This window comes from Streptomyces sp. NPDC059201, assembly GCF_042754585.1.
In the GTDB taxonomy this organism is placed as follows: Bacteria; Actinomycetota; Actinomycetes; order Streptomycetales; family Streptomycetaceae; genus Streptomyces.
Genome location: NZ_JBHZBB010000003.1, coordinates 732,525 through 750,638 on the forward strand (window position 1 = coordinate 732,525; position 18,114 = coordinate 750,638).

General features: G+C 74.9%; 17 protein-coding genes. 5 read left to right on the forward strand and 12 right to left on the reverse strand.

Annotation, left to right across the window (positions count from 1 at the left end):
* Window positions 1–76 precede the first annotated feature (76 nt).
* Window positions 77–841, forward strand: coding sequence for a rod shape-determining protein MreC (locus ACFXMG_RS13605; RefSeq protein WP_383817929.1), 765 nt, complete (start codon window positions 77–79; stop codon window positions 839–841).
* 61 nt (window positions 842–902) lie between these two features.
* Here the strand turns inward: ACFXMG_RS13605 and ACFXMG_RS13610 are convergent, their stop codons facing one another.
* The 7 genes from ACFXMG_RS13610 to ACFXMG_RS13640 all read right to left on the reverse strand — a co-directional run bounded on the left by ACFXMG_RS13610 (window position 903) and on the right by ACFXMG_RS13640 (window position 7,099).
* Window positions 903–1,274, reverse strand: coding sequence for a peptidase inhibitor family I36 protein (locus ACFXMG_RS13610; protein WP_383817931.1), 372 nt, complete (start codon window positions 1,272–1,274; stop codon window positions 903–905).
* Window positions 1,271–1,990: a hypothetical protein gene (locus ACFXMG_RS13615; protein ID WP_383817933.1), complete on the reverse strand. Its 720-nt coding sequence runs from the start codon at window positions 1,988–1,990 to the stop codon at window positions 1,271–1,273. The genes ACFXMG_RS13610 and ACFXMG_RS13615 overlap by 4 nt, the downstream gene beginning before the upstream one ends.
* A 388-nt stretch (window positions 1,991–2,378) precedes the next feature.
* Window positions 2,379–3,164: a polysaccharide deacetylase family protein gene (locus ACFXMG_RS13620; RefSeq protein WP_383817934.1), complete on the reverse strand. Its 786-nt coding sequence runs from the start codon at window positions 3,162–3,164 to the stop codon at window positions 2,379–2,381.
* A gap of 267 nt (window positions 3,165–3,431) precedes the next feature.
* Window positions 3,432–3,839: a hypothetical protein gene (locus ACFXMG_RS13625; RefSeq protein ID WP_383817936.1), complete on the reverse strand. Its 408-nt coding sequence runs from the start codon at window positions 3,837–3,839 to the stop codon at window positions 3,432–3,434.
* Between the two features lie 44 nt (window positions 3,840–3,883).
* On the reverse strand, window positions 3,884–5,431 hold the full coding sequence (locus ACFXMG_RS13630) for an ATP-dependent DNA ligase (protein WP_383817938.1): 1,548 nt from the start codon (window positions 5,429–5,431) through the stop codon (window positions 3,884–3,886).
* A gap of 55 nt (window positions 5,432–5,486) precedes the next feature.
* Window positions 5,487–6,590 carry a DUF6397 family protein gene (locus ACFXMG_RS13635; RefSeq protein ID WP_383817940.1) on the reverse strand — a complete coding sequence of 368 codons (1,104 nt, stop codon included), beginning with the start codon at window positions 6,588–6,590 and terminating at the stop codon, window positions 5,487–5,489.
* A 104-nt stretch (window positions 6,591–6,694) separates the two neighbouring features.
* Window positions 6,695–7,099, reverse strand: coding sequence for a roadblock/LC7 domain-containing protein (locus ACFXMG_RS13640; protein ID WP_383817942.1), 405 nt, complete (start codon window positions 7,097–7,099; stop codon window positions 6,695–6,697).
* Between the two features lie 255 nt (window positions 7,100–7,354).
* Between ACFXMG_RS13640 and ACFXMG_RS13645 the strand changes: the two genes are divergently transcribed.
* On the forward strand, window positions 7,355–7,780 hold the full coding sequence (locus ACFXMG_RS13645; RefSeq protein ID WP_383817944.1) for a PPOX class F420-dependent oxidoreductase: 426 nt from the start codon (window positions 7,355–7,357) through the stop codon (window positions 7,778–7,780).
* A gap of 22 nt (window positions 7,781–7,802) precedes the next feature.
* Here ACFXMG_RS13645 and ACFXMG_RS13650 read toward each other — a convergent pair whose 3' ends face one another.
* From ACFXMG_RS13650 to ACFXMG_RS13670, 5 genes are all read right to left on the reverse strand, one after another.
* Entirely contained in the window at window positions 7,803–8,417 is a 615-nt protein-coding gene (locus ACFXMG_RS13650) for an ATP/GTP-binding protein (protein ID WP_383817946.1), read from the reverse strand.
* Window positions 8,398–8,838: a DUF742 domain-containing protein gene (locus ACFXMG_RS13655; RefSeq protein ID WP_383818035.1), complete on the reverse strand. Its 441-nt coding sequence runs from the start codon at window positions 8,836–8,838 to the stop codon at window positions 8,398–8,400. The genes ACFXMG_RS13650 and ACFXMG_RS13655 overlap by 20 nt, the downstream gene beginning before the upstream one ends.
* A gap of 21 nt (window positions 8,839–8,859) precedes the next feature.
* Complete coding sequence (locus ACFXMG_RS13660; RefSeq protein ID WP_383817947.1) at window positions 8,860–9,294, reverse strand: roadblock/LC7 domain-containing protein; 435 nt, start codon at window positions 9,292–9,294, stop codon at window positions 8,860–8,862.
* Window positions 9,291–12,827 (reverse strand): nitrate- and nitrite sensing domain-containing protein, encoded by a 3,537-nt coding sequence (locus tag ACFXMG_RS13665; RefSeq protein WP_383817948.1) that lies wholly within the window; start codon window positions 12,825–12,827, stop codon window positions 9,291–9,293. The genes ACFXMG_RS13660 and ACFXMG_RS13665 overlap by 4 nt, the downstream gene beginning before the upstream one ends.
* Window positions 12,828–13,621: 794 nt before the next feature.
* Window positions 13,622–14,458: an MHYT domain-containing protein gene (locus ACFXMG_RS13670; RefSeq protein ID WP_383817949.1), complete on the reverse strand. Its 837-nt coding sequence runs from the start codon at window positions 14,456–14,458 to the stop codon at window positions 13,622–13,624.
* 176 nt (window positions 14,459–14,634) lie between these two features.
* On the opposite strand from ACFXMG_RS13670, the gene ACFXMG_RS13675 reads away from it, so the two are divergent.
* The 3 genes from ACFXMG_RS13675 (at window position 14,635) to ACFXMG_RS13685 (ending at window position 18,079) form a co-directional block, all read left to right on the forward strand.
* The gene (locus tag ACFXMG_RS13675; RefSeq protein WP_383817950.1) at window positions 14,635–15,243 is read left to right on the forward strand and encodes a class I SAM-dependent methyltransferase; all 609 of its coding nucleotides are present in this window, start codon (window positions 14,635–14,637) and stop codon (window positions 15,241–15,243) included.
* A gap of 191 nt (window positions 15,244–15,434) precedes the next feature.
* Entirely contained in the window at window positions 15,435–17,639 is a 2,205-nt protein-coding gene (locus tag ACFXMG_RS13680; protein ID WP_383817952.1) for a reprolysin-like metallopeptidase, read from the forward strand.
* A 146-nt stretch (window positions 17,640–17,785) separates the two neighbouring features.
* Window positions 17,786–18,079, forward strand: coding sequence for a hypothetical protein (locus ACFXMG_RS13685; protein WP_383817953.1), 294 nt, complete (start codon window positions 17,786–17,788; stop codon window positions 18,077–18,079).
* Window positions 18,080–18,114 lie beyond the last annotated feature (35 nt).

Consider the following 18,114-nt stretch of genomic DNA (forward strand, 5'->3'; position numbering starts at 1 on the left):
CCGCTGCGGATCCTGCATAGTGTGGGCGCGGATCGGCCTCGTATTCAGTGGGCCGACAGGGAAATGGACGGAAGCGATGGGATCGTACGGAGCGGGCGGCACCCACCTGGACGAGCGGCGGCCGGTACGGGGGATCGCCCTCGACATCGGCAGCTCACGGACGCGGGCCTGGGCCCCGGGGGCGGGCGTCTTCGCGGACGTGCCGAGCACCGCGGTCCTGCGCGGCCGGGTGGCGGACGACTCCTCCCAGCTGCTGCTCCTCCAGCGGCTCGCCGCCTCCGCCCCGGGCGGGGAGAGCCACGACACCGTCGTGATGCTGACCCATCCGGTGCTCGCCGCCCCGGCGGAGCGCGAGGCGGCCCGCCGGGTCGTCGCGGGTCTCGGCCCGGTCCGGGTGATCGCCGTCGACAGCGCCCGGGCCGCCGCCGCCTACGCGGCGCCGCCCGGAGGCGGTCCGCTGCTCGTGGTCGACCTCGGCGCCCGGCTGACCGAGGTCACGCTCGTCGTGGACGGACAGGTGCAGGACGCCCGGCTCGCGGAACTCGGCGTGGACGACCTGCCGGCGCACGGCGGGGTGCCGGACGCGGTGGCGGGCACGGCCGCCGACATGGTGAGCGACATGTGGCGCGAGGACGGCACCGGCGCGGTGCGCGGTGCGCTGCGCCGCGGGGTCCTGGTGACCGGCGGCGGCGCGCTCCGGCTGGACGTGACCGCGCGGCTCGCGCAGGTGCTGCGCGGCCGGGTCCGGCTGGCCAACGACCCGGCGACCAGCGTGGTCCGAGGCGCCGGACTGATGCTGGCCTCGGCGCTGCGCCACCCGGGAGCCCGGCGCACCCCCTGACGGGGGCGCGCCGGACCCGGGGACGGCGTGGGGGTCGGGGCCGGGCCCGGGGCGGACGGGGTCAGCAGCCGGTCGCCCAGATGTGGGAGTCGCCGGCGTCGTTGGCCGCGCCGCTGTATCCCACCTCCTGCCCGGGGGCGAGACAGATGGTCATGCTGCCGCCCTGCCAGGCGCTCTCGTAGACCCGCACGTGGTCCTTGATGCCGGGGCCGGAGATGCCGTGGTTGGCCCACGAGGAGTCGGTGTCGGAGATCCAGCTCTCCCACCAGCCGTCGTCACCGCTCCAGTTGGCCCGCTGGCCGCCGAAGTTCGCGTCCTGCCAGACACAGAAGTGTCCGGAGGGGCATTCGGCGGCGGTGGCGGAGCCGGCGGCGGCGAGGCCGGTGGTGAGGACGAACAGGGCGGCGGCCGTGGTGGCCAGGAAGCGCTTCACGAGGCGGCGTTGCCTTTCGGTGGTGGGGTGGGTGCGGGCAGCTGGACCGCCCGCAGCAGCGCGCGGTCGCGCAACTGCCGGTAGGTGGCGAGCTCGTCGCGGTGCAGGGCGCGCACCTCGGTCAGCTCGGCGCGCTCCAGACGGGCGCGGGTCTCGTCGAGGCCGGTCTCCCGCGCGCAGCGGGCGGAGTCCTCCGTGGCGGGGGTCTCGGGCCGGGGGGTGCCGGGCGGCGCGACGCAAGCGGTCCAGCGGGCGAGGGCGGCCTGGTGGGCGGGATCGTCGCGGTAGCGGGCCTGGGCCTCCACGCGGAGGTTGTCGACGACGACCTGGACGCGGAACCAGCGGTGCTGGTCGCCGTAGAGCCGGTGCTGGGCGGCGGCGAGGCAGCCGTCGCTGTGGGCGGTGACGGTGGCGCCGGTGGCGAGCGTCACGGAGAGTTCGCGGGGTCCTGTTCCGAAGAGGGCGACCTGGAGGGCCTGGTCCTGGGCGGGGGCGCGCGGCTCGGCGGGGGCGCGGATGCCGTGCCCGGCGAGGCAGTCGTCGACGAGCCGCCGCTCCGCGGCCTTGAGGAGGGCGTCCTGCTCGGCGCGCGCGGTCGGGACGGTGGGCTGTCCTGGCACGTCGGGCCGGATGGAGGTGCATCCGGAGAGCAGGGCCAGGGCGGCTGCGGCGGTGGTTAGGGCGCGGCGGGCGAGCGGTGTGGTGGCGAGCGGCATGGGTCCCCCTTCGCGCGGTGGCGCGGTGCCTGGTCGGCGGGCCGGAGGATGATCGTCGGCCGGCCCGAACCATCACTGCCCGTGACGAGGGCGCCCATGCGCGAGCTCACTCGAACGGGTCGAACGCGCCGTCGCGCGCGCCCTGCGGGCGCCGTGCGCGAGCCGCCCCCGGACATGGCGGAGCCCCGGCTGGACGGGGGATTCCAGCCGGGGCCACTCACCGTGACGTGCGAAGAGCGGTCACCTCTAGGGGGGGACCTGGGGACCGGACCCCTTCGGCGTCACATACAGAAGAACGGTGAATCCCTGCCGAATGTTCCGGACGCTCCGGGAGAAAGGGTGTGAGTCGGCTCACCCGTCGCGCGCGGGCCGGAGGGGGTGGCGGCGGTCAGTCCTTCTCGGGCCGGTAGACGGCGCCGGCGCGGGCGGTGCCGGGGGCGAGGAGTTCGGGGACGGTGACGAAGGTGTAGCCGCGGCGCTGGAGCTCGTCGATGATCTCGGGGACGGCGGGGACGGTGCCGTCGTAGATGTCGTGGAGCAGGATGATGCCGTCCCGGTGCGCCTGGGTGAGAACGCGCTCCTCTATCAGGGCGGAGTCGGTCGTGGAGTAGTCCTTGGCGGTGATGCTCCAGAGGACCTGCGCGAGGCCGAGTTCGCGGCTGACGTCGCTGACGGTCGAGTCGGTGCGGCCCTGGGGCGGGCGCATGAGGACCGGCTTACGGCCGGTGATCTTCTCGATGGCGTCCTGGGTGCGGGACAGCTCCTCGCGTATCTCGGCCTCGTCGAGGTCGGTGAGGATGCGGTGGGACCAGGTGTGGTTGGCCACCTCGTGCCCCTCGTCCGCGATGCGCCGGACGACCTTCGGGTAGCGGTCGACGTGCTTGTGGCCGAGGAGGAAGAAGGTGGCGGGGACCTGCTTCTCCTTGAGGACGTCGAGGAGGTGCGGGGTGTCCTTGCCCGGCCCGGCGTCGAAGGTGAGCGCGATGCACTTCACCCGGGCGCAGTCGACCCGGCGGGGCTCCGCGCCCAGCTTGTCGTCGCCTCCCGACTCGGCCCGCGCCGCCTGCGGGGTGATCGGGTCCACGCCGCAGCCGCCGAGGGTGAGCATGAGGGTGGCGGCGGCGAGCACGACGGCGGTCCTCCCACCGCGGCGGCCCAGACTGGATCGGAACATGGTGGTACCCGCTTTCCCCGGTTTCGTGTGCGATGCGGCCACGCCCGCGCCTGGTCAGGACGCGTGCGCCGAATGGCCGCCGTGAACTCTACACACGGTGTATACCGGGGTCGGAAGGGGGGTCTCCCCTTCCGGTCGGGGACCCTCGTCGCCCCCCCTGTTCTCCCCCTCTCCTCCCCCTCGTCTCCCCCTCCGGGCACGACGGAGCCCCGGGCGGGGTCCGTCCGCTCCGCCCGGGGTGTCAGGTGACGCCGCCCTCGCCGCCGCTCAGCGGGAGGCGAGGAGCAGCCGTGCCTCGGTCTCCTGGTCGCCCGAGACCGCCTGGAGGGACTCGATGGCGAAGTCGGCGGCGAGCACCTTCTCGACCTCGCCGACGGCGTGATAGCCGCCGGTCAGCAGGGCGACGACCTTGCCGTCGAGCCGAGGGGGAGGCGTCTCCTCGCGCCGGCCGCCGGAGGTGTCGAAGGTGGCCATCCACACGGTGGTGACCGGTCCCCCGCCCGCCGGCGGAGCGGTCTCCACGTCCTCCAGCTGGTAGTAGCGGTCGAGGACGTCGAAGACGGCCCGGGCGTCCTCCTGGCGGCAGTCGCTCAGCTGGACACTGACGTCGGTGTCGATGTGCAAGTCGTACACGTCGCTCATCTCCTCGCGGCCCGCGTGGCACTCTTCCAGCATCCCCCTCCGCTCCCGGTACGTCGACGGCTCCCGCCCGGCCGCCCTCAGCCGCCGGCCAGGAGCGTCTCGACGGTGTCGGCCTCGGACGCCGGCTTGTCGGGCCGGTGGCGAAGGACGCGGGCGAAGCGGAGGGTGATGCCGGCGGGGTAGCGGGTGGAGCGCTGGAGGCCGTCGTAGGCGATCTCCACCACCAGTTCGGGCCGTACGGTCACGGTGTAGCCGTCGTCCTCGACGGCCAGCTCCGTGAGGCGGTCGGTCTGCCAGCGGAGCATGTCGTCGGAGAGCCCTTTGAAGGTCTTCCCCAGCATCACGAGCCCGCCGTCCGCCGCGCGGGCGCCCAGGTGGAGGTTGGAGAGATAGCCGGTGCGGCGCCCGTGGCCCCGTTCGACGGCGAGGACGACGAGGTCGACCGTGTGCACGGGCTTCACCTTGAGCCAGGTGCGCCCGCGCCGGCCGGCCACGTAGGGAGCGTCGAGGGCCTTGACCAGGACCCCTTCGTGGCCCAGGGCCAGGGTGTCGGTGAGGAACCGCTCGGCCGCCTCCCGCTGCGCGGGGTCGTCGGGGGCCGTCACCTCGACCCGGCGCACCCGCCGGTCCTCGGGCAGCAGGCGGGCGAGGACCGCGTGCCGCTCGCGGCCGGGGCGGTCGACGAGGGGCTCTCCGTCCGCGGCGAGGACGTCGAAGAAGACCGGGGTGAGCGGGAGCGCGGCCCGGGCGCCGATCACGTCGGTCCGGGAGCCGACCCGCCCGGCGATCGACTGGAACGCGGCCGGACGTCCGGTGCCGGGATCGAGGGCGATCAGCTCGCCGTCGAGGATGAACGACTCCGACGGCACCTCCCGGACGACGGCCACCACCTCGGGCAGGCGAGCCGTGATGTCGTCGAGCGAGCGCGTGTGGACCCGTACCTCCTCCCCGTCGCGATGTACCTGGATCCGGATGCCGTCCAGCTTCTCCTCCACCACGCACGGACCCAGCGCCTCCACCGCCTCGGTGACGGAGCCGGCCGTGTGCGCCAGCATCGGCTGCACCGGTCTGCCGACCCGGAGCGTGAACCGGTCGAGGGCGGACAGCCCCTCCGCGAGGACCGCCTGCGCCACCGGCGGCAGCGACCCCTCCAGCATCACGGCGCGCCGCAGTTCACCGGCGGGCACGGCGGCGGCCTTCGCGACGCCCTCCAGCGCGATGGCGTCGAGCGCCCCCTGCCGCACCTCCCCGGAGAGCAGCCGCACCAGCAGCTCCTGCTCCTCGACCGTCGCCGCGGCGCACAACTCCCGCACCCTGCGCGCCCGTTCCGCCTGGGAGCCGGGTCCCGCCACGCCCGCGAGGCCGTCCATCGCCGCGTCCACGTCGGCCAGGGTCAGCCGCGGCGCGGCCGCCGGGGGCACGGCGGGCGGGACGACCTGCTTGAGCGTGCTCCAGCCGACTCCGATACGGCCCTGGGGCAGCCGACCCGAGAGGTAGGCGATGACCAGCGGGCTCTCCTCGGGCGTGGCCTCCGCGAACAGTTCGGCGAGCAGGGCGATCTTCCGCGACCGCGCCGGGTCGGCGGCGACCTGCCGGGAGACCTCGGCGACACGGGCCAGCAACATGCCCCCATCGTCACCGCCGCCCTCCACGGGCGCACCCGCAGCCGCGTCGGCCGCCTCAGCCCCAGTCGCGCCGCTCACCCCACCCCGCGCCGGCGGCAGACCGACCGGGAAGCGACCGCCGCAGACGCGCCCACACCCCGGAGCGCCGGGTGCGCGGCGCCCGCCCCGGCGGCCCCGTCACCCGCTCACCCCGCGGGCGACCGGGCGGACGGCCCGCCACCGCATCCGGAGCCGGGGCCGCATCCGGATCCGGGGCCGGGGCCGGGGCCGGATCCGGGGCCGGTCGTGGCCGCTCGCCCGGGTACGGTGCCTGGCGGTCGGCGCGGGCCTCGTCCAGGGCGAGGGCGAGGCTCATCCGGTGCCACAGGATCTCGTCGGGGTCGTCGGCGCGGACCAGGCGGTCGGCGACCTCGTGGGCCGCGCCCGCGAGCGGGAAGCCCGGCGGGGGCGCGGGGCGCAGCCGGTCGAGATGGGTGCGCTCGTAGGGGTCGTCGACGACCTCCGCGATCTGGACCGGGTCGAGCAGCGAGGCGATCGCCGCCGCGCGGACCCACGGGTCGTCGGTGCCGCGCAGCAGCAGGCTCAGGTGGCGGGAGCGCCAGTTCCTGGCCCGCAGGTCCTCCCCCGTGGCCTCCCGCTCGCGCACCTCGGCGGGCAGCCGGCCGGTGAGCAGTGCGGGGTGCTCCTCGCCGAAGGCGGTGACCTCGGCGGCCACGTACAGCCAGATCACCGTGCGGTAGCGGTTGAGGTAGAAGCGGACCGGGCTCAGGTGGCCCGTGCGGGCCAGGCGGGCGAACCGGTCGGGGGTGATGGAGAGGAGTCCGGCCGCCTCCCCGGCGCCCACGGCCCGCACGCGCTCCCGGAGGCCGGCGGGGAAGTCCGGCGCCGCCTTGAGCCGGTCGAGCTCGGCGCGCTCGACCGGGCGCCGCTCGGGCGCCTGGCCCCGGCCGGCCGCCCCGCCGCCTCCCCGGTCCCGGACCGCGGCGTCCGCGCCCGGGACCGGGACGGTCCTGATCAGCCCCATCCGGACGGCGAGCCGGAACTCTTCGCGCCTCAGTTCCAGCTCTTCCGCGGCCCGGGCCGCTGTCACCGTCCGTGTCGTCTCGTCCACCGTCATGGCGTCCGCCGCCTCCCCCACTCGCTCGTTCCACTGGCTCACCCCGGCCTGTCGACCGGTCCGGGCTCCTGTGAACCCGACACCACGAAGATAACGGAGAGTGACGAAAAGCGTGCGGCCTGTGGACAACCGCCTGTGGACAACCGTCAGACGGTGGGTCCGCCCAGCTGCCGCGCGGAGACGCTCAGGTGCTCGCCGACCCGGTTGACCAGCAGGGTCATCTCGTACGCGACCTGGCCGACGTCCGCCTCCGCGTCGCTGAGCACGCAGAGGCAGCTGCCCTCGCCGGCCGCCGTCACGAACAGCAGGGCCTCGTCGAACTCGACCATGGTCTGGCGGGCCCGGCCGGCCCGGAAGTGCCGGCCGGAACCGCGCGCGAGGCTGTGCAGGCCGGAGGAGACGGCGGCCAGGTGCTCCGCGTCCTCCCGCGCGAGTTCGCTGCTCGCGCCCGTCACCAGTCCGTCGTTCGACAGCACCAGTGCGTGCCGTATCGGTCCGACCCGTCGGGTCAGGTCGTCCAGGAGCCAGTCGAGCCCCTTGTCCAGCGCCATGTGGTGGTCCTCCCCCTCGATCGGTGCGGTCGCTCCGGCCGGGCCCCGTGCCCGCGTGCGCCGTACGGACCGCGTGTCGCGGCAAGCCTTACGCACTGTCGTGGACAGGGCAAGCACCCCACCGACCCCGGTGTGCCGCCGTGCGACCACCGTGTGCCGGGCGACCACCGCGCGCCGTACGAGGTGCCGCCGTACGGCCACCGCGTGCCGTACAAGGTGCCGCCGTACGGTCACCGCGTGCCGCACGATGGGGAGATGACGAAAATGACCGAGGAACAGTGGCGGACCTTCGTGTCCCTGGGCACCCGTACCGGCAAGCTCGCGACCGTGCGAGCGGACGGCGGCCCGCACGTCGTACCGGTGTGGTTCGTGCTCGACGGCGACTCCTTCGTGTTCAACACCGGGAAGGACACGGTGAAGGGGCGCAACCTCGCGCGCGACGCCCGGGTCTCGCTCTGTGTGGACGACGACGCCCCGCCGTTCTCGTACGTCACCCTGAGCGGCCGGGCCGAGCTGAGCGAGGACCCGGCGGAGCTGGTCCGGTGGGCCACGCTGATCGGCGGCCGCTACATGGGCGAGGACCGGGCCGAGGAGTTCGGCCGCCGCAACGGGGTGCCGGGCGAACTCCTGGTCCGGGTGAAGATCGAGAAGGTGATCTCGGCGGGCGGCGTCTCCGACTGACCTCCCCCGGACGGCGGCCGGTTCAGCCGACCGTGTCGAGGAGCCGGGCGGTGTGCATCCGCCCGGCGTACTCGACGACCCTGATGAGAACCTCCTTGCCGGAGTCCCGGTCGCGCGCGTCGCAGAGCACCACGGGCGTGCCCAGGTCCAGGTCGAGGGCGCGGGACACGTCCTGCGCCCCGTAGGAGCGGGCGCCCTCGAAGCAGTTGACGGCGACCACGAAGGGGATCTTCCGGTGCTCGAAGTAGTCGACCGCCGGGAAGCAGTCCTCCAGACGGCGGGTGTCGGCGAGGACGACGGCGCCGAGGGCGCCCTGCGAGAGCTCGTCCCACAGGAACCAGAAGCGGTCCTGCCCCGGGGTGCCGAAGAGGTACAGGGACAGGCCCGCGCGGATCGTGATCCGGCCGAAGTCCATGGCCACGGTGGTGGTGGTCTTCCGGTCCACTCCCCCGGTGTCGTCGACGAGTTCGCCGGCCCGGCTGAGCCGTTCCTCGGTGCGTAGAGGGCGGATCTCGCTCACCGCGCCGACCAGGGTGGTCTTGCCGACGCCGAAGCCGCCGGCGACGAGGATCTTGAGGGCGAGAGCGGTGTCTGCGCCGCCGTCCGCGCCGGTGCTGTCAGAGCGCTCGTAGGCCATCGATCACTTCTCTCAGGATGCGTTCGTCGGGGAGCTGGGCGGGCGGCACGGGCCGGCTGACGCGTACGAAGCCCGATTCGAGGAGGTCGCCGAGGAGGACGCGGACGACGCCCACGGGGAGGTCGGCGTCGGCGGCGAGTTCGGCCACCGACTGGGTCTCGGAGCGGCAGCGGGAGAGCAGGGCGCGGTGTTCGGGGCCGAGTACGGCCTCCTCGGCCGGGCCCGGCGGGTCGTCGTCGACGACCACGAGGGCGATCAGGTCGAAACGGACGTTGCTGGGGCCGGGCCGGGTGCGGCCGCCGGTCAGCGCGTACGGCCGGACGAGCGGGCCGGCGTCGGCGTCGTACCACTGGCTGCCCGGTGGGGGCGGGCCGCCGCCGGTGCCGGTGCCGTCCCGACTGTCCCAGCCGGTGCTGTCCATGATCATGGGGGTGGTCTCCCGTCAGCCGGCGGCCGGTGGGGTCATGGTGAGGCGCGGCGGGGTGTGCAGGTGCTCTCCGACGCGCTTGACGAGCCGGGCCATCTCGTAGGCGATGAGGCCGATGTCGGCGCTGACGGAACTGAGCACGGCCAGGCAGGAGCCGTCGCCGGCGGCGGCGACGAAGAGGAAGCCGTCGTCCATCTCGACCATCGTCTGGCGGACGCCGCCGGTGTGGAACTGGCGTCCGGCGCCCTTGGCGAGGCTGTGGAAGCCGGAGGCGATGGCGGCGAGGTGTTCGGCGTCCTCGCGGCTCAGTCCGCTGGAGGCGCCGACCGCAAGGCCGTCGCCGGAGAGCACCACGGTGTGCCGGACCTCACGGACCCGGGTCACCAGATCGTCGAGGAGCCAGTCGAGTTCGCCGGAGCGGTGGTGGGAGACCCTCTCGTGGTCGATCATGCGTCGTCTCCTTCGGATCGGGGGTCCTGGGGCGGGTTGGGGCGCGCGCCGAAGTACGGACCGAGGTCGGTACGCGCGCGTGCGTCGCTGCGGGGGGCGTACGGGGCGTCGTGGCCGGCGCCGCGGGGTGCCTCCGCGGGCCCGGTGTCGCCGTACGGGCGCGTGCAGGGGTGCGGGGCGGTCGGCGGCTCGGTACGCACGGAGGGGGCGCCGCCGCCGAGAGGCCGCCGGACCCCCGGGGCGGGGCCGCCGCCCCGCGCCCAGCCGTCGCGGTACGCGGCCATCCGGTCCCGCACCTGCTCCGGCGTCCGCTCCCGACCACCGCTGACGTCGGGACCGAAGGCCGGGGCGGCCGCGGGCACCTGCCGCAGTTGCGGCACGAGGCTCGCCTGCCGGATCCGCCGAGGCAGTCCGTTGTCACCGTCGGACTCGCCGGAACCGACACCGGAGCCATGCCCCGTCCGGTCCGGCGGAGCCTGCGGCGGCAGTACGTGTCCTCGGGGCCGCAGGGGAGTCACTCCAGCGGGTACGGAGGCGATCCCGGCCCCCGGCCCGAGTGCGGGAACCGCCGCCGGGCGCGGCAGGGACTGTGGCCTCGCCGGCACCCGTCCGGCGCCGGGACGCGGGGGCGTGAGGGGGATCGGCGGGGCCCCACCGGCGTTTGGCGAGCCCGGGGCCTGCGCCGGCGTGCTCGGGGAGTCGTCGAGGGGCTTGGGCGCGCCCGCGGCGGGCTCGGGGGTACGGGGGGAGGCCGAGGGCCGGGTGAAGCGGCGGGCTTCGGCGCGGCGGGCCTCCTCGCGCTCACGTGCGGCTCGCTCGTCGCCGCGCGAGGCGGTGCCCGCGAGGGGCTCGGGGGTGCGGAGGTCAGGCTCGGTCGTAGGAGTACGGGGGTCGGCGGCGAACGCGAGGTCGCGGGGATCGGCGGACTCGGGGGTACGGAGCGTGGCCGGGGGGCGAGCGAAGCGGCGGGCTTCGGCGCGGCGGGCCTCCTCGCCCTCAAGCGCGGCTCGCTCGTCGCCGCGCGAGGCAGAGCCCGCGAGGGTCGCCGGGTTCTCACCGGGGGGCTTCGGGGCGTCCGCGGCAGACTCGGGGGTACGGGGGGAGGCCGAGGGCCGGGCGAAGCGGCGGGCTTCGACGCGGCGGGCCTCCTCGTGCTCACGCGCGGCGCGCTTGTCGTCGTGCGAGGCAGTGCCCGCGAGGGGCCTCGGGGCGTCTGTGGCGGGCTCGGGGGTACGGGGGCCAGCCGGGGGGCTGGCGAAGCGGCGGGCTCCGGCGCGGTGGGCTTCCTCGCCCTCAAGCGCGGCGGGCTTGTCGGCGCGCGAGGCAGTGCCCGCGGGATTTGCCGGGGTCGCCCCGAGGCGCCTCGGGGGGCCTGCGGCGGGCTCGGGGGTACGAGGGGTGGCCGGGGGGCTGGCGAAGCGGCGGGGTTCGGCGCGGTGGGCTTCCTCGCGTTCGTGTGCGGTGCGCTTGTCGGCGCGTGAGGCGGTGTCTGTGAGGGGTGTCGGGGTGTCACCGAGGGGTTTTGGGGCGCCTGGGGCAGGTGGCGGGGTGCTGGAGGCGAAGCGGCGGGGTTCGGCTTGGTGGGCCTCTTCGCGTTCGTGTGCGGCTCGGGTGTCTTCGCGTGAGGTGGTGGCCGCGAGGGGTGTCGGGGCTGTGCCGGGGGGTTGGAGGAGGGGGGTGGGGAGGAGGACTACGGCGGTGGTGCCGCCGTAGGGGGACGGGCGTAGGTGCACCTTGACGGCGTGGCGGGAGGAGAGGCGGCTGACGACGAAGAGGCCGAGGCGGTCGCTGTCGAAGAGGTCGAGGGCCTCGGACTGGGCGATGCGGGCGTTGGCCTCGGCGAGGGTGTCCTTGCCCATGCCCAGTCCCCGGTCCTCGATCTCCAGGGCGTAGCCGTTGCCGACGGGTTCGCCGCTGACCCGGACCTTGGTGTGCGGCGGGGAGAACTGTGCGGCGTTCTCGATGAGTTCGGCGAGGAGGTGGGTGAGGTCGGCGACCGCGCCGCCCGCGACGGCCGTCTCGGGGAGCCCGCGCACCTCCACGCGCGCGTAGTCCTCGATCTCGGAGACGGCGGCGCGGACGACGTTCGTCAGCGGTACCGGCATCCGCCAGGCGCGGCCTGGCGCGGCGCCCGAGAGGATGATCAGGCTCTCGGCGTGGCGCCGCATGCGGGTCGTGAGGTGGTCGAGGCGGAAGAGGTCGCCGAGCTCTCCGGGGTCGTCGGCGCGCCGCTCCATGCTGTCCAGGAGGTTGAGCTGGCGGTGGACGAGGACCTGGCTGCGGCGGGCGAGGTTGACGAAGACGCCGGAGATGCCGCTGGCCAGTTCGGCGCGTTCGACGGCCGCGGAGAGGGCGGCCCGGTGGACGGTGGTGAGGGCTTCGCCGACCTGGCCGATCTCGTCCTGGGGCGCGGGCCCCGGCGGCGCCTCCGCCCGGACGTCGATCTCCTCCCCGGCGCGCAGCCGGCCCATCGCGGCCGGGAGTTTGCGGCGGGCGATGCCGAGCGCGGTGTTGCGGAGGCTGACCAGCTCGACGACGAGGCCGCGGCCGATGCGTACCGAGATGACGAGGGAGGCGGCGACGGCGACCAGGCCGAGGACGACGGCCGCGCCCGCCGGGCTCAGGATGCCTCCCGCGAGGGGGTCCGTGTCGTCGGCCGCGGCGGTGCGCGCGTCGTTCTCGACGGCGGCGAGGGCTGTGCGTACGGCGGCGAGGGTGGGGTCCCAGTCGGCGGAGGGCGCGGCCTGGGCGGCGGGGCGGCCGTCGTCGGCGCGGGCGACGCGGTCCTCCGCGTCGGTGAGGCGGGCGTGGTCGGTGCCGTCCGCGAGCCGGGACCAGGCGGCCCGGCCGGCCGGGGGCAGGTCGCCGGTGGCCGAGGCGAGGAGGGTCCGCCGGGTCTCGGCCGCGCCGGTGAAGGCGCGCTGGTGGGCGGCGGTCAGGCGGCCGGTGAGGTGGGCGGAGCCGAGCAGGGCGTCCTGGCGGGACAGCATCTCGCCGGCGCGGGCGAGTTCGAGGAGCACGCGCGCGTGGGAGCCCTGTCCGGTGTCCTGGATACCGCTGAGGGCTCCGCCGACGGCGAAGCCGGCCGAGACGGCGGTCGTGTACGCGTCGTACACCCGGTCCCAGTCGCCGGATCCGTCGGCGGCGGCGACGCGGAGGCGGGCGAGGCCCTGCACCTCACCGACGAAGGCGCGGACGCGGTCGGCGACGTCGGCGGGCAGGTCGCCGGAGTCCGCGACGGTGTGACCGCCGCCGAGCTTGAGCCGTGCGACGGCCTCGTCGGTGCGGCGGATCCGATCCTTGAGCTCGGCGGCCCGTGCGGCGCCCGGGGCGGCGAGCTGCCGTACGGCGGCCCGGCGTTCGTCCTGGAGGGCGGCGAGGGTGGCGGAGACGGGCTGGCGTATGTCGGCGTCGACGCGCTGAAGCTGGCGGAGCCTCGCCATGTCCTGGGCGGTCGTGACGGTGGCGAAACCCCAGAGGGCGAGAAGCGAGACGACCGGGACCATGAGAAGCGAGACGATCTTGGCACGCACGGTACGAGGCCGCAGGCCCCACCGCCGGGCCTCGGGGGCGGGCGCGGGGGCGGGGGCGGGCGGGGAGACGCCCTCTCCCGCGTCGGACGGCTGAGCGCCGGTCGTCGCACGAGCGGCGGCCGGCCAGTCGTCGGCATGCCGGACTTCGGCCGCTTGGGCGGCGCCACGCTGAGCGTCGCCCGCCGGGCCGCCAGAGCCGGGACGGATGCCGTGGCTGGGACGGGTGTCCGGACCGGGACCAGCGCCGTGGCTGGGACGGGTGTCTGCGCCGGAACCGGTGCCGAGGCTCGGACCGATGCCGAGGCCCGGACGGGCGTCAAGGCCGGGACGGGTGCCGGATCCCGAGCGGGCGTCAGATCCCGGATGGCTGTGAGGTCCCGGGGGCGCGTCGGACCCGGGACGGGTGTCAGCGCCGAGACCGGTACCGAGGCTCGGGCGGGCGTCAAGGCCGGGACGGGTGCCAGATCCCGGGCGAACGTCGGCCCCCAGACGGCTATCGGGTCCCAGACGGGCGTCGGCCCCCAGACGGGTGTCAGGCCCCAGACCGCTGTCGGGTCCCCGACTACCGTCGGGTCCCAGACCACCGTCGGATCCCAGACAGCTCTCAGGCCCCACACCTCCGTCCGCCCCCACCCCCACCGCACCCGCCTCCGCTTCGTCAGCAGGCGGCCCGGCATGGGCGCGCCGACCGCGCGGGGTCGCCGGGGGCGTGGGCGCGGCGGCGTCCTGGTTTTTGCGGGGAGGTCGCATGGGCTGCTCGTTCCGGCTGGGTGGGGTGGGAGAGGGTCAGGGGGTCAGGGGGTCGGGGTGCGGAGGGGGGTGCGGGCGGCGCGGTAGCCGGGCGGGGCTACGTCCACCGCGCGCTCGTCCGGTTCGGTGAGGCGTTCGGCGGAGGCGTACGCGGCGCGTTCTCCTGCGGTCGGGGAGAGGGCCACGAAGGCGGAGGTGATGAAGAGGTACGAGCCGAGGCCGACGGCGAGCGGGAAGATGAACTGCATGACCGTCGCGCCGGGGAGGTCCGCGGAGGAGGGGACGACCTCGACGGCCACCGCGGACATGCCCGTGTAGTGCATGCTGCTGACGGCCGCTCCCATGACGAGCGAGGCGAGCGCGACCGCGATCGGTGCGTGGATGTTGAGCGCCGCCCAGAGTGCGGCGGTCGCGGCGACGACCGCGATGACGACCGAGAGGGCGACGAGCACCGGGTCGTAGTGCACGGTGCCGTGGAGGCGGAGGGCGGACATGCCCATGTAGTGCATGCTCGCGACGCCGATCCCGGTCGTCAGCCCGCCGATCAGAAGCGATCGCACGTGGTCGCGTCCGTAGCCGACGGCGAACACGCCGACGCCCACGACGCCCATCGCGATGACGAGGCTGAGGATGGTGAGAGGCACGTCGTAGCGGATGTCGGTGCCGGTGACGCCGAAGCCGAGCATCGCCACGAAGTGCATCGTCCAGATGCCGGTGCCTATCGCGGAGGCCGCTGTGAGCAGCCAGTTCCGCCGCGAACGGCCGGTCGCGTCGAGCGCGCGTACGGTGCAGCGCAGCCCGAGGGCGGCGCCGATGCAGGCCATCGCGTACGACAGCACAGGTGTCAGCCAGCCGAAGGTGGCGTGGTCCAGGTGTCCCATGACTCGGGGACGCTAGTGCGCACGTGGGGGCGCACCAGGGGCGCATTTCGAAAGCTGCTGGAATATGACAGCGAGAAGTTTCAGATCGATCGCGCGACGTTCGAACGTGCACACAGAACGTCCACACATCCGTCCACACAGAACCTTCACCCGCGCGAGTGGGCGATCATGAGCGCATGAGCGATGACCCCACAGATGTCCGAGCGTTCTTCGGCTCCCGCGCGGCCGACTGGGACAACCGGTTCCCCGACGACGGCCCCGCCTACGCCGCCGCCGTGGCCGAAATGGGCCTGCGCCCCGGCGACTCCGTGCTCGACGCGGGCTGCGGCACCGGCCGCGCGCTGCCCCCGCTGCGTACCGCCGTCGGCCCTTCGGGGACGGTGATCGGCGCCGACCTCACCCCCGAGATGCTGGCCGAGGCGGTACGGGCGGGGCGCCGCGGCCCCGACGGCGCCGGCGTCCTCCTCCTCGCCGACGTCGGCCGGCTGCCGCTCCGGGACGCCGGGCTCGACGCGGTCTTCGGCGCGGGACTCGTCTCCCACCTCGCCGATCCCGTCGCCGACCTGCGCGAACTGGCCCGGGTGGTACGGCCGGGCGGCCGGCTCGCGCTCTTCCACCCCATCGGGCGCGCCGCCCTCGCGGCCCGCCACGGCCGGCGGATCACCCCGGACGACCTCCGCGCCGAGCCCCGGCTGCGCCCCGTCCTCGCCGAGGCCGGCTGGCGGCTCGACGCGTACGTGGACGAGGACGCCCGCTACCTCGCCCTGGCCGTACGGGAGGGCTGACGCGAAGCGGGAGCGCCCCCGCCGCACGGCCATGCGGAGCACAGCCGCCCCGAACACCCTGTCAGGCAGGGTGATTCTCCGGACGATCAGGTGATCAGCTCATCCGATCGAGGAACCCTCCCTCTCGTTTCTGTAGGTGAACCCGGCGGGCCGCCGAAGACGCGGCCGCCTCGGGGAAACAGGAGGAAGAGATGGCCCGCTACAGATGGACGGGCGGTGCGGCCCTCGGAGCCATGGCTCTGGGCGTCACCACCGTCACCGGTTTCGCGCCGCCGGGCACGGGCGACGGGTCCGGGGCGGAGGCCCACGAGCGCGCGGAGCGCGCCGTCGTGGCGGCGGGGGCGTTCAGCCCCGACACCGGCGAGCGCGTGACGAACAAGGGCACCGGCCTGACCCGCACGGGACCGGCCGGCGGTGACGCGGCGGAGACCTTCGGCGCGGAGTTCGTCCGTGGCCGGATCGCGCGGGTCATGCCGGCCGCCCTGGCGCCCGTCTGCGGCACCGGATACGGCCGGGAGGCGACCTTCCCGCTCTTCGGCGACGTGGTGGTCCAGGCCGTGGAGGCCACCCGGACCACCGTCGGCTCCACCCTCATCTGGCACGGGCGCGTGGCGGGTGCCGTCGACCAGAACGTGGTCCTCACCCTCGACGGCGGCTGCGACCGCACGCCCGGGAACGAGATCCTCAGCGGGCAGTTCATGCTCGGCGGCGACCTGTACTCCCTCCAATCGGCGGGCCCCGGCCGCGTCCTCATCGCGCAGGGCACACCCCTGACCGACGAGGACGAGCCCCAGCCCACCGAGGTCCCGGCCGCCACGACGGCCGCCGCCACACCGCCGAAGGACGCGGCGGGGGACGCAGGAGCCCCGGGCACCCCCGCCGGCCGGGCCGCCGCCGCCTGCAAGGGCGGCGCGGGCTACTCCCTCGTCGACGTGCTGGTCGGCTACACGCCCGGCGCGCGTACCGAGGCCGGCGGCGACGCCCAGATCAAGGCGCTCGCCGCCCAGGGCATCGCCCTCGGCAACGACGCCTTCGCGGCCAGCGGTACGAAGGTCCGGCTGCGGCTCGTCGGCACCACCCTCGTCTCCGTACCGGCCTCCCTCGACGGCGTCACCAACAGCCTCCTGAGCGCGGTCGCCCTCCCCACCGACGGCCTCGCGGACACCCTCGCCACACAGCGCGACCAGTACGGCGCCGACCTCGTCTCCGTCATCGCCGCCGGTCGGCGCGCCGGCGGCCTCGGCTACACCCCGCCGGACCCCGGCCCCTCCACCGCTCCGTGGGGCTACAGCGTCGTCGGCCGGGCAGCGATCGGCAACTACTCCATGGGGCACGAGATCGGCCACAACATGAGCGCCGACCACGACCGCGTCACCCAGCCGGTCCAGCCCGAGAACGGCGCCACCGGCTTCTTCCCCGCCAAGGGCGACTGGTCGACCGTGATGGCGTACGAGTCCAGCTGCCGCAAGGCCACCAAGGGGGCCTGCACCCGCATCAACCGCTTCGCCAACCCCCAGCAGAAGTACCGGGGCGAGCAGCTCGGCATCCCCCTCGACAAGCCCGACCCGGCCGACACCGCCGACGTGCTCAGCGTCACCGGCAAGGCCGTCGCCGCCTACCGGGCCGCGAAGACCGCCGACGCGCTGTGCGCCGTGTCCTCCTCCGTCACCCCCAGGGGCGCCGGTACGGTCACGGCCGCGATGCCCGGCCCGTACCCCCAGGGCACCGCGTCCAGCTACACGGCGACCGCCGCGAAGGGGTACGTCTTCAGCGGCTGGAAGCTCGACGGCAAGGCCGCCAAGGGCGGCGCCACCGGCTTCCGGGTCCCGGCGGGCGACCACACCGTCGTCGCGGTCTTCAAGAAGGGCACCACGCCGACCTCCAAGGTGACCACGCAGTCCACCGGACAGGGCACGGTCAAGAAGGCCCCGGCCAAGCGGGCCGAGCAGGAGGGCGCCGACGTGCTCTACGAGGCCGTGCCCGCCCCGGGCTGGGACTTCGCGGGCTGGCGCCTCGACGGCTCGCACGCCGGTGACGACGACAGCCTCACGCTCGACGTCGGCCAGGACGACATGGAGGTCACCGCCGTCTTCGAGCAGCGTCGCCACGAGCTGAAGGTCGAACAGCGGGGCCACGGCAGCGTGGAGCTCTCGCAGAGCGGGCCGTACTCCGACGGCGACACCGTGACCGCGACCGCCGTGCCCGCACCCGGATACGTCTTCACCGACTGGCTGCTCGACGGCGAACCGTACGGCGGCGACGAGGAGAACGCCAAGGGCGAGACCGCCGTCTCCTTCGAGGAGACCGGCCACACCCTCACGGCGGTCTTCAGCCGCGCCCACCACCACCCCGACGCGGAACACGGTTACGGCTCCGAGGACCGCGCCCGCCCCTAGCCGGAACCCTCACCACCCCCGGCGCGCCTGACGCGGGTCCGTCCTCAACGCCCCCTTCTGTCCCGGCACTTCACTGTCTACGGTGGACGTGCCGGGCAGTCGTGCCCGGGGAAAGGCGGCCGGCCGTGGCACGGATAGCGGAACGCATGCGCAAGCTCCTCCCCTCCGCCCGACGCGCGTCCGGGAGCGGGGCCGCCCCACCCCCGGCCCGCGCCGGGCGCCAGGGCCGCAACCTCTTCGAGGCGGCCGCGGTCTACGTCGCCGCCTGCGCCGAGGACGACCAGGCGCGGATGGAGGAGGCCGCGACCTGGGTCTCCCCCGGCCAGCTCAGCTTCGGCGTCAACGAGCTGGCCTCCCGCGCCCTGCTCACCCTCGCCCGGGAGCGGAACCAGACCCCCGAGACCGTCGCCCGCTCGCTCCTCGGGGTCCGCGAGAGCTGAGTCTCACCCTCCGGGGACCCTCGACGCACGGGTTA

Excerpts from the sequence above, each read along its gene's own strand:
- ACFXMG_RS13605 (WP_383817929.1), top strand. The coding sequence starts at position 77 with ATGGGATCGTACGGAGCGGGCGGCACCCACCTGGACGAGCGGCGGCCG.
- ACFXMG_RS13620 (WP_383817934.1), bottom strand. The coding sequence starts at position 3,164 with ATGTTCCGATCCAGTCTGGGCCGCCGCGGTGGGAGGACCGCCGTCGTG.
- ACFXMG_RS13675 (WP_383817950.1), top strand. The coding sequence starts at position 14,635 with ATGAGCGATGACCCCACAGATGTCCGAGCGTTCTTCGGCTCCCGCGCG.
- ACFXMG_RS13615 (WP_383817933.1), bottom strand. The coding sequence starts at position 1,990 with ATGCCGCTCGCCACCACACCGCTCGCCCGCCGCGCCCTAACCACCGCC.
- ACFXMG_RS13680 (WP_383817952.1), top strand. The coding sequence starts at position 15,435 with ATGGCCCGCTACAGATGGACGGGCGGTGCGGCCCTCGGAGCCATGGCT.
- ACFXMG_RS13660 (WP_383817947.1), bottom strand. The coding sequence starts at position 9,294 with ATGATCGACCACGAGAGGGTCTCCCACCACCGCTCCGGCGAACTCGAC.
- ACFXMG_RS13685 (WP_383817953.1), top strand. The coding sequence starts at position 17,786 with ATGCGCAAGCTCCTCCCCTCCGCCCGACGCGCGTCCGGGAGCGGGGCC.
- ACFXMG_RS13650 (WP_383817946.1), bottom strand. The coding sequence starts at position 8,417 with ATGGCCTACGAGCGCTCTGACAGCACCGGCGCGGACGGCGGCGCAGAC.
- ACFXMG_RS13640 (WP_383817942.1), bottom strand. The coding sequence starts at position 7,099 with ATGGCGCTGGACAAGGGGCTCGACTGGCTCCTGGACGACCTGACCCGA.
- ACFXMG_RS13645 (WP_383817944.1), top strand. The coding sequence starts at position 7,355 with ATGACGAAAATGACCGAGGAACAGTGGCGGACCTTCGTGTCCCTGGGC.
- ACFXMG_RS13655 (WP_383818035.1), bottom strand. The coding sequence starts at position 8,838 with ATGGACAGCACCGGCTGGGACAGTCGGGACGGCACCGGCACCGGCGGC.
- ACFXMG_RS13630 (WP_383817938.1), bottom strand. The coding sequence starts at position 5,431 with ATGTTGCTGGCCCGTGTCGCCGAGGTCTCCCGGCAGGTCGCCGCCGAC.
- ACFXMG_RS13670 (WP_383817949.1), bottom strand. The coding sequence starts at position 14,458 with ATGGGACACCTGGACCACGCCACCTTCGGCTGGCTGACACCTGTGCTG.
- ACFXMG_RS13625 (WP_383817936.1), bottom strand. The coding sequence starts at position 3,839 with ATGCTGGAAGAGTGCCACGCGGGCCGCGAGGAGATGAGCGACGTGTAC.